The 15,381-nt window shown below is 65.2% G+C and carries 16 protein-coding genes; 10 read left to right on the top strand and 6 right to left on the bottom strand.

What is annotated here, in order from left to right; all coding sequences use genetic code 11:
- Nucleotides 1-77: 77 nt before the first annotated feature.
- Together Q9R30_RS17390 and purU are read right to left on the bottom strand one after the other, a co-directional pair.
- Nucleotides 78-740: a methyltransferase domain-containing protein gene (locus tag Q9R30_RS17390; protein ID WP_311218368.1), complete on the bottom strand. Its 663-nt coding sequence runs from the start codon at nt 738-740 to the stop codon at nt 78-80.
- A 30-nt stretch (nt 741-770) separates the two neighbouring features.
- Nucleotides 771-1,631 carry a formyltetrahydrofolate deformylase gene (purU, locus tag Q9R30_RS17385; RefSeq protein WP_311218367.1) on the bottom strand — a complete coding sequence of 287 codons (861 nt, stop codon included), beginning with the start codon at nt 1,629-1,631 and terminating at the stop codon, nt 771-773.
- A gap of 272 nt (nt 1,632-1,903) precedes the next feature.
- Here purU and glyA point away from each other — a divergent pair, with 272 nt between their 5' ends.
- From glyA to Q9R30_RS17335, 10 genes are all read left to right on the top strand, one after another.
- On the top strand, nt 1,904-3,199 hold the full coding sequence (glyA, locus tag Q9R30_RS17380; RefSeq protein ID WP_104997167.1) for a serine hydroxymethyltransferase: 1,296 nt from the start codon (nt 1,904-1,906) through the stop codon (nt 3,197-3,199).
- 3 nt (nt 3,200-3,202) lie between these two features.
- A complete protein-coding gene (locus Q9R30_RS17375; protein ID WP_311218366.1) occupies nt 3,203-4,123 on the top strand; it encodes a bifunctional methylenetetrahydrofolate dehydrogenase/methenyltetrahydrofolate cyclohydrolase in 921 nt (306 codons plus the stop codon).
- A 134-nt stretch (nt 4,124-4,257) separates the two neighbouring features.
- Nucleotides 4,258-5,259: an ABC transporter ATP-binding protein gene (locus tag Q9R30_RS17370; RefSeq protein WP_396136740.1), complete on the top strand. Its 1,002-nt coding sequence runs from the start codon at nt 4,258-4,260 to the stop codon at nt 5,257-5,259.
- A complete protein-coding gene (locus Q9R30_RS17365; protein ID WP_311218365.1) occupies nt 5,252-6,097 on the top strand; it encodes an ABC transporter permease in 846 nt (281 codons plus the stop codon). The genes Q9R30_RS17370 and Q9R30_RS17365 overlap by 8 nt, the downstream gene beginning before the upstream one ends.
- Nucleotides 6,094-6,936: an ABC transporter permease gene (locus tag Q9R30_RS17360; protein WP_311218364.1), complete on the top strand. Its 843-nt coding sequence runs from the start codon at nt 6,094-6,096 to the stop codon at nt 6,934-6,936. The genes Q9R30_RS17365 and Q9R30_RS17360 overlap by 4 nt, the downstream gene beginning before the upstream one ends.
- A 152-nt stretch (nt 6,937-7,088) precedes the next feature.
- A complete protein-coding gene (locus Q9R30_RS17355; protein ID WP_104997171.1) occupies nt 7,089-7,649 on the top strand; it encodes a hypothetical protein in 561 nt (186 codons plus the stop codon).
- A 10-nt stretch (nt 7,650-7,659) separates the two neighbouring features.
- Complete coding sequence (locus Q9R30_RS17350) at nt 7,660-8,493, top strand: exodeoxyribonuclease III (protein WP_311218363.1); 834 nt, start codon at nt 7,660-7,662, stop codon at nt 8,491-8,493.
- A gap of 21 nt (nt 8,494-8,514) precedes the next feature.
- Entirely contained in the window at nt 8,515-9,558 is a 1,044-nt protein-coding gene (gene trpS, locus Q9R30_RS17345) for a tryptophan--tRNA ligase (RefSeq protein ID WP_311218362.1), read from the top strand.
- A gap of 4 nt (nt 9,559-9,562) precedes the next feature.
- Complete coding sequence (locus tag Q9R30_RS17340; protein WP_234005533.1) at nt 9,563-10,222, top strand: 2'-5' RNA ligase family protein; 660 nt, start codon at nt 9,563-9,565, stop codon at nt 10,220-10,222.
- A gap of 97 nt (nt 10,223-10,319) precedes the next feature.
- Nucleotides 10,320-11,369, top strand: a complete 1,050-nt coding sequence (locus tag Q9R30_RS17335; protein WP_311218378.1) for a YihY/virulence factor BrkB family protein — start codon at nt 10,320-10,322, stop codon at nt 11,367-11,369.
- On the opposite strand, the gene Q9R30_RS17330 is transcribed toward Q9R30_RS17335, so the two are convergent.
- The 4 genes from Q9R30_RS17330 to Q9R30_RS17315 form a co-directional block, all read right to left on the bottom strand.
- Complete coding sequence (locus tag Q9R30_RS17330; protein ID WP_104997173.1) at nt 11,326-12,096, bottom strand: S9 family peptidase; 771 nt, start codon at nt 12,094-12,096, stop codon at nt 11,326-11,328. The two genes, Q9R30_RS17335 and Q9R30_RS17330, sit on opposite strands and share 44 nt — an antisense overlap.
- A gap of 100 nt (nt 12,097-12,196) precedes the next feature.
- Complete coding sequence (locus Q9R30_RS17325) at nt 12,197-12,979, bottom strand: succinate dehydrogenase iron-sulfur subunit (protein WP_104997174.1); 783 nt, start codon at nt 12,977-12,979, stop codon at nt 12,197-12,199.
- Between the two features lie 2 nt (nt 12,980-12,981).
- On the bottom strand, nt 12,982-14,781 hold the full coding sequence (gene sdhA, locus Q9R30_RS17320) for a succinate dehydrogenase flavoprotein subunit (RefSeq protein WP_104997175.1): 1,800 nt from the start codon (nt 14,779-14,781) through the stop codon (nt 12,982-12,984).
- A gap of 108 nt (nt 14,782-14,889) precedes the next feature.
- Nucleotides 14,890-15,381 carry a succinate dehydrogenase hydrophobic membrane anchor subunit gene (locus Q9R30_RS17315; RefSeq protein WP_104997176.1) on the bottom strand — a complete coding sequence of 164 codons (492 nt, stop codon included), beginning with the start codon at nt 15,379-15,381 and terminating at the stop codon, nt 14,890-14,892.

The raw sequence follows: 15,381 nt of genomic DNA, 5'->3' as shown, positions 1-15,381 counted from the left end.
CACCCCAACTAGGTAGCCCCAAGTGTCGTTTTGAACCCCCAAAACGACACTTGGCGCTACCTAGTTGGGTTCGGGGGTTAGCTGGGGTGAGGGGTGCGGAGGACCAGGAACTGGTAATGCTGCGTCCAGTGCCCGGCGCCGGGCCCCGACTCCGCACCCGTTCCCTCCGGCCACGTGACAAAGTCCTCGATTCCCCCGTGGCGCCCAAAGACTTCCCGGACCGTGGCGTCGCTGCGGCGGCTGAAAAAGCGGGGCTCGCCGGCGTCGTCCTCCGGATTCAGCACCTCTTCATCATCACCGGACCAGAGGCCGACGGCGATCGGCGCGCCGGGCGCGGCCACCCGCACCAGCTCGGCCAGGACGGCATCGATGTCGCTGGCGGGAATGTGCAGCAGCGTGCTCATCGTCCACAGGGCAGGAAAGGCGCCGTTGGGAAACGGCAGGGCCCGGGCGCTGGCCACCGAGACGTTAAGGCCCCGCCCCCTCGCACGGCGGACCTGCCCCTCGGCGAGGTCCACTCCGGTGTAGCGGATGCCGGCCTCAACGAACTTCAGGCCGTCGAGCCCGGTCCCCGTCCCCACTTCCAGGACGGAATGCCGGCCTTCGGACTTCAGCAGGGCGATAAAGCGGTCGCGTTGCTCCACGCGGTTATGCGACGGCGGGTGGTCGGCACCGGAGGCGGCACGGCGGTTGTAGAAGTCGGCGAGTCGCCGCTCTGCATCCTTGGTGGCCGGATCCATCCCGCGTCCCCGCCCTCTTGAAGACGGCCGTCAGTTAAAGACGACGGTCCGGTTGCCGTCCAGGAGCACGCGATGCTCTGCATGCCACTGCACCGCCTGGACCAGCGTGCGGCCTTCCACGTCCCTGCCCATCTGCACGAACTGCTCCGGGGTCCGGGCGTGGTCCACGCGGATGACTTCCTGTTCGATGATGGGACCCTCGTCCAGCGCCGCTGTCACGTAGTGGGCGGTGGCGCCGATGAGCTTCACACCGCGGGCATGGGCCTGGTGGTAGGGCTTGGCACCCTTGAAGGACGGCAGGAAGGAGTGGTGGATGTTGATGGCCTTGCCGGTCAGCTCCGTGCAGAGCTCATCGGAGAGGATCTGCATGTAACGGGCCAGGACGGTCAGCTCGATGTCGTGCTCGGCCATGATGCCGCGGAGTTTGTCCTCCGCCTGGGCCTTGGTGTCCGGGGTGACCGGGATGTAGTGGAACGGTATGCCGTAGAACTCCGCCAGCCCGGCCAGGTCCTGGTGGTTGGAGACGATGGCGGGGATCTCGATGGGCAGCGTCCCGGAGCGCTGCTGGAACAGGAGGTCGTTGAGGCAATGGGCCGAGGTGCTGGCCATGACCAGCGTGCGCACCTTCCGGCCCACGGTGTTGAGGCTCCACTGCATCCCGAACGCCTCAGCCACCGGCTCGAGGGCCGCGCGCAGCTCGGACTTCGCGGCCGTCGTCGTCACCTCTACCCGCATGAAGAAGTTCCCCGTGGCAGGGCTGCCGTACTGCTGCGAATCCGTAATATTGCAGCCCGCCACCAGCAGGGCGCCGGCCACCGCGTGGACAATTCCGGGGCGGTCCGGGCAAGACAGGGTAACTACGTAGGCTTGGTTCAGCTGCTCTTCACTCACGCATACAAGCCTACCCGCGCAGCGGTGCCGTGGTTTGGTACGCTGAGGGGGTCGCAACTGGCGTTGGGTGGCTAACCACCAGGGAGCGGCAATCACGAAGACCACGGATCGTACGCCTGGGCCGAGGGTCATGTTTTGCCGGAATTGGGGCTGCACCCCGTCAGTACCGCAGCGCCATCCCGTGCGCGTTCACACCCTGTCATCGAGGCGGTGTGAAGGTGCCCCAGCCGGTAGCCTGACCTTAGCAGTGCCCGCCTAGCCAGGAGTTTTTCGTGACTACAGCCACTTCAACCACCGCCGTCAGCAACCAGCCGCTGGCTGAGCTCGACCCCGAAATCGCAGCAGTCCTGGACCAGGAACTTGGCCGCCAGCGCGGCACCCTGGAAATGATTGCCTCCGAAAACTTCGCCCCCCGCGCCGTCATGGAAGCCCAGGGCTCCGTCCTCACGAACAAGTACGCCGAGGGCTACCCCGGCCGCCGCTACTACGGCGGCTGCGAATACGTGGACATTGCCGAGCAACTGGCCATCGACAGGGTCAAGGCCCTGTTCGGCGCCGAGTACGCCAACGTCCAGCCGCACTCAGGCGCCCAGGCCAACGCCGCGGCCCTGTCCGCCATGATCACTCCCGGCGACAAGATCCTGGGCCTCTCCCTGGCGCACGGTGGCCACCTGACCCACGGCATGAAACTGAACTTTTCCGGCAAGCTGTACAACGTGGCTGCCTACCAGGTTGAGGAAGACAACTTCCGCATCGACATGGACAAGCTCCGCGAGCAGGCCATCGCCGAAAAGCCGCAGGTCATCATCGCCGGCTGGTCCGCGTACCCGCGCCACTTGGACTTCGCCGCCTTCCGCTCCATCGCCGATGAAGTGGGCGCCCTGCTCTGGACCGACATGGCGCACTTCGCCGGCCTGGTTGCCGCCGGACTGCACCCGAGCCCGGTGCCGTACTCCGACGTCGTCACCTCCACGGTGCACAAGACCCTCGCCGGTCCGCGTTCGGGCGTGATCCTGGCCAAGCAGGAGTGGGCCAAGAAGCTCAACTCCAGTGTCTTCCCGGGCCAGCAGGGCGGCCCGCTCATGCACGTCATCGCAGCCAAGGCCGTGGCCTTCAAGATTGCCGGCACCGAGGAGTTCAAGGAGCGCCAGGAGCGTGTCCTGGAAGGCGCCAGGATCATCGCCGACCGCCTGAACCAGGCGGACGTCGCAGAAGCCGGCGTCTCCGTCCTCACCGGCGGCACGGACGTGCACCTGGTCCTCGTTGACCTCCGCAACTCCCGGCTGGACGGACAGCAGGCAGAAGACCTCCTGCACTCGGTGGGCATCACCGTGAACCGCAACGCCGTTCCGTTCGACCCCCGGCCGCCGATGGTCACGTCCGGCCTGCGCATCGGCACCCCGGCCCTGGCCACCCGCGGTTTCGGCGCCGCCGAGTTCACCGAGGTTGCCGAGATCATCGCCACCGCCCTGAAGGCCGGCACCGGCGCCGACGTCGAGTCCCTGCAGGCCCGCGTGGACAAGCTTGCCGCCGACTTCCCGCTGTACCCGCAGCACGAGCAGTGGTGACCCATGACTGAAACCACCCAGACCGCAAAGGTCCTAGACGGCAAGCTTGCCGCCGCCGCCATCAAGGCCGAGCTGGCCGAACGCGTGGCCGCACTTAAGGCCAAGGGCGTCACGCCCGGCATCGCAACCGTCCTCGTGGGCGCGGACCCGGCCTCGCAGCTGTACGTGTCCATGAAGCACAAGCAGTCCGCGGAAATCGGGATGAACTCGATCCAGCGCGAGCTGCCGGCCGATGCCACCCAGGAGCAGGTCGAGGCCCTCATTGACGAACTCAATGCGGACCCCGCCTGCCACGGATACATCGTCCAGCTGCCGCTGCCCAAGCACCTGGACACCGATGCGATCCTGGAGCGCATCGACCCCGCCAAGGATGCCGACGGCCTGCACCCCACCAACCTTGGCAAGCTGGTGCTCAACGTCAACGGCGAGATCACCTCACCGCTGCCGTGCACGCCCCGGGGCGTCATCGAGCTCCTGGAGCGCAACGGCTACAGCCTCAAGGGCAAGCATGTTGTGGTGGTAGGCCGCGGCGTCACCATCGGCCGCTCGATCGGGCTGCTGCTCACCCGGCGCGCCGTCAACGCCACGGTAACCCTGACGCACACGGGAACGAAGAACCTCCCTGAGCTGCTCCGGCAGGCGGACGTCATTGTGGGCGCGGCCGGTGCCAAGCACATCGTCAAGGCCTCCGACGTGAAGCCCGGCGCGGCCGTGCTGGACGTCGGCGTCACCCGGGAAACCGATCCCGGGACGGGCAAGAGCCGGGTTTACGGCGACATCGACCCCGCCGCTGCTGAAGTGGCCGGCTGGATTTCACCGAACCCCGGAGGCGTCGGTCCCATGACCGTGGCGCTGCTGATGACCAACGTGGTGGAAGCCGCGGAACGCCAGGTGGCGCAGGAAAGCGGCTCGGGAAGCGCCTAGCACCAGGCCAAAGCAGCAACGCCCGACGGCGGCACGCACCTTTTGCACGAAAGGCGCGTGCCGCCGTCGGGCTTTTAAGCGCAGAAGTGGCAGTCCCCTTCCACCTGCGCCGCAGCTCTACTAGTCTGCGGAGGCTGCACAACAAAGCCGCCGTGCCGCCGGGCGCAGCAGTCGGCCCTGTCCAGCCTGCCGCCGGGCCGCGAAGCGAAGACCACCGTACGGTCATTACGGCAGAGAACCTGATGAAGACCTACGGCGACGTGGCCGCCGTGGACGGAATCTCCTTCAGCGTCCCGGCGGGGGAGTCCTTTGGCCTGCTGGGCCCGAACGGTGCCGGGAAATCCACCACCATGAAAATGATCGGCGGCGTCACCCGGCGCACCTCCGGAAACCTTCGCATCCTGGGCCTCGACCCGGACTCGCACGGGCCCGAAGTGCGGGCGCACCTGGGCGTGGTGCCGCAGCAGGACAACCTGGATGAGGAGCTCCGGGTCCGGGACAACCTCCTGGTCTACGGACGCTACTTCGGCCTGCCCATGAGCTACCTGAAGCCGAAGGCCGACGAACTGCTGGAATTCGCGCAGCTGACGGACAAGGCGAAATCCAAAGTGGACGCGCTGTCCGGCGGCATGAAGCGGCGGCTGACCATCGCGCGTTCGTTGATCAACGAACCCCGGATCCTGCTGCTGGATGAGCCCACTACGGGCCTGGACCCGCAGGCCCGGCACATCCTCTGGGACCGCCTGTTCAGGCTCAAGGAGCAGGGCGTCACGTTGATCCTGACCACGCACTACATGGACGAGGCCGAGCAGCTGTGCGACCGCCTCATCGTGGTGGACAAGGGCCGGATCATGGCAGAAGGCTCGCCCGCCCAGCTGATCCGGGAGCACTCCACCCGGGAGGTGGTTGAGCTGCGGTTCGGATCCGAGCGGAACACCACCATAGCCTCGGAACTGGAGGGCATCGGGGAACGGCTGGAGGTCCTCCCTGACCGGGTGCTGATTTACGCGCACGACGGCGAGTCCGCCCTTGAGCAGGTGGCGTCCCGCGGGCTGCGCCCGCTGACATCGCTGGTGCGCAGGTCCTCACTGGAGGACGTGTTCCTGCGGCTGACGGGCAGGAGCCTCGTTGACTGAGGCTGCGGCCACGAAGGCCTTGCGGGCCCACAGCCCCGAAGTTGCTGCAGCCAAGGCCCGGCGCTGGGGAGCGTTCTATTATGCGGAGCAGGTGCTCCGGGTAATGAAGAGCTACGGCTGGTCCATCCTGATGTACAGCGTCGGCCAGCCCGTGGCCTACCTGTTTGCCATGGGGATGGGCCTGGCCACACTGGTGGACAACGGCGACGCTGCGGCTTTCGGCGGCGGTAGCTACCTCGCCTTCATTGCGCCGGCACTGCTCGTCTCTGCCGCCGTCATGACCGCGGCCAATGAATTCACGTTTCCGGTGATGGCCGGGTTTAAATGGCGCCGGACCTACTACGGCCCGCACGCCTCGCCGCTGACGCCTGGCCAGATCGCGGCCGGACACATCATGGCGGTGACACTGCGCCTGCTCGTGCAGTCGGCGATCTATTTCGGGGCTGTCGCCCTGTTTGGTGCCGCCCCGTCGGGCTGGGCGTGGGCCGGCATCCTGGCGGCAACCCTCGCCGGGTTGTCCTTCGGGCTGCCGCTGATGGCGTACTCGGCGTCGCTGACGGAGGACAAGGGGCAGTTCGCCCTGGTGATGCGGCTCGTTGTGATGCCGCTGTTCCTGTTCTCCGGCACGTTCTTCCCGCTGGAGACCCTCCCGCTTGCCGTCCGCTGGGTCGGCTGGATTTCGCCGATCTGGCACGGCACCGAACTGGGCCGGGTGCTCAGTTACGGGTATAAGGAGCCGCCGGTCCTCACCCTTGTCCATGTTGGCGTCCTGGCCGGACTCGCGGTACTTGGCTGGGTCCTGACCCGCCGCCGGTTCGCCACGAGGATGGCGCAATGAGCCGCGCGGTGGGGGCAACGGCCGAGGCGGACGCTGTGGAGGAGGCCCGCAACAGGGCCTTCGGCGCCCTGTATTCAAGGAACGCCCGGGCGGTGATTTCGCGCGGACTGAAAGCAACGCTGGGCGGCCACTGGCTGATCATGCTGTCCGGTTTTTTCGAGCCGGTCCTGTTCCTGCTCTCCATGGGCGTGGGCATGGGGGCGCTCGTGGGCGATGTGGAAGGGCCAGGCGGAGCGCCGATCAGCTACGCGGCCTACATCGCACCGGCCCTGCTTGCCGTCTCGGCGATGAACGGCGCGGTGTACGACTCCACCTGGAACGTTTTCTTCAAGATGAACTTCGGCAAGCTGTACCAAGGCATGCTGTACACGTCCCTTGGACCGCTGGATATCGCCCTCGGCGAGATCTTCCTGGCCCTCCTGCGCGGCATGCTGTACGCCACGGGCTTCACGGCGGTCATGGGCGTCATGGGTTTGATCACCACTCCGTGGGCGCTGCTGATGATTCCCGGCTCCGTGCTGATCGCTTTCGGCTTCGCCAGCATCGGAATGGGTATCACCAGCTTCATGAAGACGTTCCAGCAGATGGACTGGATCACTTTCCTCATGCTGCCCATGTTCCTGTTCAGCGCCACGTTCTACCCCCTGAGCGTCTACCCGCAGGCCATCCAGTGGCTCATCCAGGCGATGCCGCTGTGGCACGGGGTGGAACTCCTGCGCCAGATCAGCGCTGGCTCCTTCACGGCCGCGACGCCCGTCCATGTGGGCTACTACCTGGTGATGACCGCCGTCGGCATGCTGCTCACCACTGTCCGCCTGCGCCAGCTCTTCCTGAAGTAGCCGCCAAACCGGCTAGCGAAGTATCCCCCAACTAGGTAGCGCCAAGTGTCGTTTTGGGGGTTCAAAACGACACTTGGCGCTACCTAGTTGGGAATGTTCGCCGGGGGTGGAAGGAGGCGGGAGCATGCCTAGGGGTTTGAGAGAATGGGTGCATGCAATCTCTGGGCAGCTCCAAGTCATCCTCCAAACCCGCCAGGGGCGGATTCTCCATGTTCCGCATCAGCGGCCCGGGACTGATGGTCCTGGTCACAGCATTCATTGTGGCCGTAATCTTTGCGGCCAACCAGAACGACGTCGTGGGCTGGGTTGTGGCCGTCATTGCAGCCTTCTGGCTCGCGCTGGCCTGCTTTGTGGTGTTCAGCATCCAAAAGGCGGCCAAGAAGGCCGGCGCCAAGCTTAGCGAAGCCCAGAACGCCTTCACGTCCGCTGCAGGGCGCGGCCCGTACTCCGCGGCAGACCACGGCGGAACCAGGGTTGTTGCCGAGCGCAGCCAGGCTGAGGAGGTCCGCGACCTCAAGCTGGACCACTCGTTCAAGATTGTCCAGGTGCAGGTCCGCGTGGTGGAGGAGGAGCGCGCCAAGGGTGCCGCCGCCAACCAGGACACCATCCACAGGGCACTGGAAACCATTGAGATCACGGCCACCAACGCCAGGGACATGATCAAGTCCTCCGGCAGCAGTGGAGAGCCGGTCACCGGAACCATCATCGACTAGAGTGGAGCGGGTGAGCTCGGCATTGAACAAGGACCACCTTCGCATCGCATCCGTCAACGTCAACGGCCTCCGGGCTGCCTTCAAGAACGGCATGGCGGCGTGGCTCGAGCCCCGCGAAGTGGACATCCTCTGCCTGCAGGAAGTCCGCGCCCCGGACGCCATCGTGCGCCAGCTGCTGGGCGAAGGCTGGCACATCCTGCACGCCGAAGCTGAGGCCAAGGGCCGGGCCGGCGTCGCTATCGCATCGCGCGAGGAGCCACTGGAAACCCGCAACGGCATTGGTGACGACTACTTCGCCACGGCCGGGCGCTGGGTTGAGGCGGACTTCCGCCTGCGGGATGCGGCGGGGCAGCCTGTGCAGCTCACCGTTGCCAGCGCATACGTCCACTCCGGCGAGGTGGGCACGGCGAAGCAGGATGACAAATTCAGGTTCCTGGATGTCATGAGCACCCGGCTCCCGGAACTGGCCAAGCACAGCGACCACGCCCTGGTGGTGGGTGACCTCAACGTTGCGCACACGCCGCTGGACATCCGGAACTCAAAAGCCAACGTCAAGAAGGCGGGCCACCTGCCGGAAGAACGCGTTTACTTCGACAGGTTCTTCGGCGAGGAAATCGGCTGGCATGATGTGCACCGCAACCTGGCTGGACCGGTTGACGGGCCATACACCTGGTGGTCGCAGCGCGGCAAGGCCTTTGACAATGACACCGGCTGGCGCATCGATTACCACCTGGCCACCCCGGCGCTGGCTGCCTCCGCGATCTCTGCGGTGGTGGACCGTGCGGCGTCGTGGGATACCCGCTTCTCCGACCACGCCCCGCTGGTAGTGGATTACCAGCTCTAAGCCCCGAAGGTTTCCTCCCACATGACTACCCCAACTTCGCCAGCCGCAAAGAAGCGCATCCTCTCCGGAGCCAAGCCCACGGCCGATTCCCTGCACCTGGGCAACTACATCGGCGCCGTCCGCAACTGGGTGGACATGCAGGCTGAGTACGACGCCGTCTTCTTCATCCCGGACCTGCACGCCATCACCGTGGACTTCGACCCGGCTGAGCTGGCCAAGCGCACCCGGATCGTTGCCGCACAGTACATCGCAGCGGGCATTGATCCGGACAAGAGCATCTTCTTCGTCCAGTCCCACGTGCCCGAACATGCGCAGTTGGCCTGGGCATTGAACTGCATCACCGGTTTCGGCGAAGCCTCGCGCATGACCCAGTTCAAGGACAAGACCCAGAAGTCCGGCGCTGACGCCGCCACCTTGGGGCTTTTTGCCTACCCCACCCTCATGGCTGCGGACATCCTGCTGTACCAGACGGACCTGGTGCCGGTAGGGGAGGACCAGCGGCAGCACCTGGAGCTCACCCGGAACCTGGCCCAGCGCTTCAATACCCGCTTTGGTCCTACATTCACCGTCCCCGAGGCGACCATCGTCAAGGAAAGCGCCAAGATCTACGATCTGCAGAACCCCAGCGCCAAGATGTCGAAGACCGGGGAATCCCCCAACGGGGCCATCCAGCTCCTGGAGGACCCGAAGGTCGCGGCCAAGCGCATCAAATCGGCAGTGACGGATGCCGGAACGGAAATCCGGTTTGATACGGAGGAGAAGCCCGGCGTCTCCAACCTGCTCACTATTTACTCGTCCTTGACCGGAAAGACGGTGTCCGAGCTCGAAGCCGAGTACCAGGGCAAGATGTACGGCCATCTTAAGGTGGACCTTGCGGAGGTAGTGGTGGACTTCATTACGCCCCTGCGGAACCGCACCAACGAGCTGATGGCCGATCCGGCCGAGCTGGACCGCCTGCTCGCACACGGGGCCGAGCGCGCCCGTGAGATTGCCTCGGTGACCCTCGCCCGGGTATATGAGCGCATGGGTTTCCTTCCCTCCCTCAGCCTCGCCGGAGTCCACTAGCGCTATGTCGTCCAGCAAAGTCACCGCAAGGGAAGGCACCCGTTCCCGCCGGACGGCGGGGACAGCCGCCACCCCCCACGGAGACCCAGCAGATCGTCGCGTTGCGCCGCGCGGCCGCCCATCCCGCACGGAGGACATCAGCGTCGGCGTCATCCTGGGCTTTCCGGCCGAAATCGCGGCGGAGCTGCAGCGTTGGCGGGCTTCCTTCGGTGATCCCCTGGCGGACGTGGTTCCCGCCCACATCACCCTGGTGACCACTACCCCTACGAAGGATTGGGAGGCCACCCGCGAGCACGTGCGGGATGTGGCCCGCCGGCAGAGGCCCTTCACCGTCACCATCGCGGGAACGGGGACCTTCCGTCCGGTCTCCCCGGTGGTGTTCATCAACGTTGAGGACGGCTTCGAAGACTGCGTCGACCTGCACGAAAAGCTCCAGCAGGGTCCCCTGCACCGCGAGTTGCCGTTTGCTTACCACCCCCACGTCACTATCGCCCATGATGTGGCCCCGGAAAGCCTCGACGAAGCCGAAACGGTGCTGCGGAACTACAGTGCCACCTTCCCCGTGGTTAGCATGGGACTTTACGAGCACGATGCCAACGGCATCTGGCAGCTACGGGAAGAGCTGGAATTTGGGACCCAAACTGACAACGACGGCGGCACCTGACTCACGTCCCCCGTTGCGGCACCAGGCGAAATTGCCTGAACAGCAGCCCCTTCCCACCGACCACGCCCACCTGAAGCTCGCGGTCATCCAGAAACGGATGGAGTGGAACAAGGCACGGAGGGCCGGCAAGGGTCCCTTGGCCAGCCTGATGGCCATGGTCCAGTGGCTGCTGGCCCGCCTTAGCGCCCTTCGACCCATGCGCGCCTTCCGGCACTACACACTCCAGCACGGCCCGCTGATGAGCGCCGGCATCGGCTTCAACATGTTTTTCTCCATCACCGGCCTCCTCACCACCGGCTTCTCCATTGCTGGCCTGGTCCTGCGCGGACAGCCGGCGCTCCTGGACACGATCATTAGCAGCGTTGCCCAAAGCGCGCCGGGACTCTTGAAGCTAAACGGGGGCGATGGGCTGGTTGACCCCCAGGACCTGCTGAACCCGGACGGTCTTGGCTGGACCGCCCTGATCGGTGCCGTGGTCACAGTCATCACGTCCTTGGGCTGGATCGCCGGACTTCGGGACGGGCTGCGCGGTGTGCTGGAGTTGCCACCGCTGCTGGTCAATCCCATCCTCCTGAAGCTCCGGGATGCAGGCACCTTGCTGCTGCTTGGCGTGGCCCTGGTGATCAGTGCTGGAGCTTCCCTGGTGTTTGGAACCGCCGCCGGCTGGGTGTCCGACTTCCTGCGCCTCGATGACGCTGTTGCCGGTCCGCTGACCACATCGATCAAGGTTGCGGTCCCGCTGGTCCTGAACTGGGCTACCGCGCTCATCATGTTCCGGCTCGCGGGCGGCCTCAAACTGTCCCGCCGGTCCCTGCTTGAGGGCACCATCCTGGCGGCACTGGGCACCACCATATTGCAGATCTTCAGCACCGAGCTGCTGGCCGGGGCAGGGCGCAATCCCATCCTGGCGCCGTTCGCGATCATCATCGGACTGCTGATCTGGTTCAACCTGGTGAGCCAGGTTTACCTCGTCTCAGCCGGCTGGGCCGCCATCCGCGAAGCAGACCTGCACAGCCCCTCTACAGGCCATGACAAGGGCACGTGGGGCGCCCGCCAGGTGCAGCCAGGTAAGGTGCCCGTGCATCCTGATGCGGGCGTCCTGGCTACTGCCCGGCGTCGAGGTACTGGTCGGCCCAGGCAGCAATGATTCGCGCGGCCCTGGCCGCCTGGCCCTTGCCGGTCAGCAGGTGGTCGCTGCCTTCGAGCGACACGAAGTTTCTGGGGTGGCGGGCCGTCTGGAAGATCGTGCTGGCGTTTTCGATTCCCACGGTGTTGTCGGTGGGGGAGTGGAGCACCATCAGCGGTTTGTGAAGCTGTTTGATGCAGTCCGTGAGGTCGGCATTTTCCAGGTCCTCCACGAAGTGCTTGCGGATCTCCACCCTCTTCCCGCCAAGGTCCACTTCTGCGCTGCCTTCACTCAGGATCTTGTCCAGGGCCGCGTCGAAGACATGCGCCACGTGCTTCGGTGAGAATGGCGCACCCACGGTAGCGACGGCGTCGAGCTCTGGAATTTCCCGGGCCGCGGCCAGGACCGCGGCGCCCCCGAAGGAATGGCCCACCAACAGGGAAATCGGCTTCCCTTCGCTGCGCATGAACTCGGCCGCCCGAACAGTATCCGCCACTTTGTGGCTGAACGAGCCGGCGGACCACTCTCCTGCGGAGCCGCCCAGGCCAAGGTTGTCGAACCGGAGCATGCCGACTCCGCTGTCCGCCAGCGCCTTGCACATCCGGGACGCGGACGGGCTGTCCTTTCCCAGCGTGAAACCGTGCGAGAACACTCCCCAGCCCTTGACCGGCCCCTCCGGAACGTCGATGATTCCCGAGAGCATCTCGCCGGTGGAGCCTTCAAAGCTGACTTTTTCGGAGCGGGACATGGTTCACCTTTCAGATACAGCAACGCGGGGTCACTTCCGGCCCAAAAACCAAGGTTTATCGGGCGAGGAGTGACCCCGCGTTGCTCAGGTTCGGTAAAAACTAGATCTTGCGGGAGAGAATGGCCTGCTTGACCTCGGCAATTGCCTGCGTCACCTGGATGCCGCGCGGGCATGCCTCCGAGCAGTTGAAGGTGGTGCGGCAACGCCACACGCCTTCCTTGTCGTTGAGGATCTCCAGGCGCATGTCGCCCGCGTCATCACGTGAATCGAAGATGAAGCGGTGCGCGTTCACGATCGCCGCCGGGCCGAAGTACTGGCCGTCGGTCCAGAAGACCGGGCAGGAGGAGGTGCACGCAGCACACAGGATGCACTTGGTGGTGTCGTCAAAACGCTCACGGTCCTCGGCGGACTGCAGGCGTTCGCGGGTGGGCTCGTGCCCCTTGTTGATGAGGAACGGCATGACCTCGCGGTAGGACTGGAAGAACGGCTCCATGTCCACGATGAGGTCCTTTTCCACCGGCAGGCCCTTGATGGGCTCCACCGTGATGGGCTTGGACGTGTCCAGGTCCTTGAGGAGCGTCTTGCAGGCAAGGCGGTTCCGGCCGTTAATGCGCATGGCATCGGAGCCGCACACACCGTGGGCGCAGGAGCGGCGGAAGGAAAGCGTGCCGTCCGTTTCCCACTTGACCTTGTGCAGGGCGTCCAGGACACGGTCCGTGCCGTACATGGTCAGGTGGAAGTCGTCCCACGTGGCTTCCTCGGAGACCTCCGGGTTGTACCGGCGGACGCGCAGGTGCACATCGAACGTGGGGATCTCGCCGCCACCGCCGACGCCGGCAGGCAGTTCAATCTTTGAGGCTGGCTCAGCGATTTCAGCGGTCATCTTTAGTACTTCCTCACCATCGGCTCGTAGCGGGTAAAGACGACCGGCTTGGTGGCCAGGCGGATGCCGGCAATTGACTCAGCCGATCCGTCCGCCGGGGCGTGGTCATCCTTGTACGCCATGGAGTGCTTCATGAATTTCTCGTCGTTGCGGTCCGGGAAGTCCTCGCGGAAGTGTCCGCCGCGGGATTCCTCGCGGTAGAGGGCGGCCACGGTCATCACCTTGGCCAGTTCCAGCAGGAAGCCGAGTTCCACCGCCTCGAGCAGGTCAAGGTTGAAGCGCTTGCCCTTGTCCTGGACGTTGATCCGCTTGTACCGCTCCTCGAAGGAAGCGATGTCGCGGAGGACCTGGTTCAGCGTCTCCGCAGTGCGGAACACCTGCATGTTGGCGTCCATGGTGTCCTGGAGTTCCTTGCGGATCACGGCCACCTTCTCGTCTCCGCTGCCGTTGCGCGCAATGTCCAGCAGTTCGGTGGTGTACGCCAGCGGGTTTTCCGGCAGTTCCACGAAGTCGGCCGTCTTGGCGTATTCTGCCGCGGCGATGCCGGCACGCTTGCCGAACACGTTGATGTCCAGCAGCGAGTTGGTGCCAAGGCGGTTGGAGCCGTGAACGGACACGCACGCAACCTCGCCGGCTGCGTACAGGCCGGGGACCACGGTGTCATTGTCCTGCAGGACCTCGGTGGTGATGTTGGTGGGGATGCCGCCCATGGCGTAATGCGCGGTGGGGAACACCGGGACGGGCTCCGTGTACGGCTCTACACCCAGGTACGTGCGGGCGAACTCGGTGATGTCCGGGAGCTTGGCATCGATGTGCGCGGGCTCCAGGTGGGTCAGGTCCAGGAGGACGTAGTCCTTGTTCGGTCCACAGCCGCGGCCTTCGCGGACCTCGTTGGCCATGGAGCGCGCAACGATGTCGCGGGGCGCCAGGTCCTTGATGGTGGGGGCGTAACGCTCCATGAAGCGCTCACCCTCGGAGTTGCGCAGGATGGCACCCTCACCGCGGGCGGCCTCGGAAAGGAGGATGCCCAGGCCGGCAAGGCCGGTCGGGTGGAACTGGAAGAATTCCATGTCCTCCAGGGGGATGCCGCGGCGGAAGGCGATGCCCATGCCGTCGCCGGTAAGGGTGTGCGCGTTGGAAGTGGTCTTGAAGACCTTGCCGGCGCCGCCGGAGGCGAACACCACGGACTTGGCCTGGAAGACGTGCAGTTCGCCCGAGGCGAGGTCGTAGGAGACGACGCCGGCAACGCGCTTCTGCTTGTAGGGGGTACCGTCCGCGCGGACAGCGTCCTCTTCGACAGTCAGCAGGTCCAGGACGTAGTACTCGTTGTAGAACTCAACGTTGTGCTTGACGCAGTTCTGGTACAGGGTCTGCAGGATCATGTGGCCGGTGCGGTCCGCGGCGTAGCAGGCGCGGCGGACGGGTGCCTTGCCGTGGTCGCGGGTGTGCCCGCCGAACCGGCGCTGGTCAATCCGGCCTTCGGGCGTGCGGTTGAACGGCAGGCCCATCTTTTCAAGGTCAAGCACGGCGTCGATGGCCTCCTTGGCCATGACCTCAGCGGCGTCCTGGTCAACCAGGTAGTCGCCGCCCTTAATGGTGTCGAACGTGTGCCACTCCCAGTTGTCTTCCTCGACATTGGCAAGGGCCGCACACATGCCACCCTGCGCCGCACCGGTGTGCGAGCGGGTGGGGTAGAGCTTGGTCAGTACTGCTGTGCGCGCGCGCTGACCGGATTCGATCGCGGCGCGCATGCCAGCGCCACCGGCACCGACGATGACGACGTCGTACTTATGGACCTGCATACCAGACGCTCTTTCTCTCAAAATTCGCAATAAAACAACGGGCGGGCGTTGCCTGCGCCGCAAAACAGGGCCCGCGGTTGTACCCGCGGGCCCGGGGTGGTGCCGGTGCTAGGCAGGGCAGAATCCGCCGGGCAGGGGCACGCCGTCGACGACGGGGCAAGGGTTGAAGGTGAAAATCACCAGGGTGCCCAGGACGATGATGACGACGGTGGCCGAGTAGAGGACCGTCTTCAGCCAGCGGCGGGTTGAGTCCTTTTCGGCGTAGTCGTTAATGATGGTGCGGACGCCGTTGGTTCCGTGCAGCATGGCCAGCCACAGCATGGCGAGGTCCCAGAACTGCCAGAACGGGTCGGCCCACTTGCCGGCCACGAATCCGAAATCGATGGCGTGGATGCCCTCGCCCACCAGGAGGTTTACGAAGAGGTGCCCGAAAATCAGGACTACAAGGACCACGCCGGAGAGCCGCATGAAGAGCCATGCGATCATCTCGAAGTTGCCCTTGCTCCCGCCGTGGCGGCGGTATTGCGGGGCGATCCGCCCGCTCATGTTTTGTCCACTGCTGTTTCGTCCACTGCGTGGGCTTTCGATGGTTGCACTCAT

The sequence above is a fragment of the Arthrobacter sp. AB6 genome (genome assembly GCF_031844545.1).
In the GTDB taxonomy this organism is placed as follows: Bacteria; Actinomycetota; Actinomycetes; order Actinomycetales; family Micrococcaceae; genus Arthrobacter.
The sequence above is the reverse complement of the archived record's forward strand: the minus strand, read 5'-3'. Positions and strand labels throughout refer to the sequence as shown.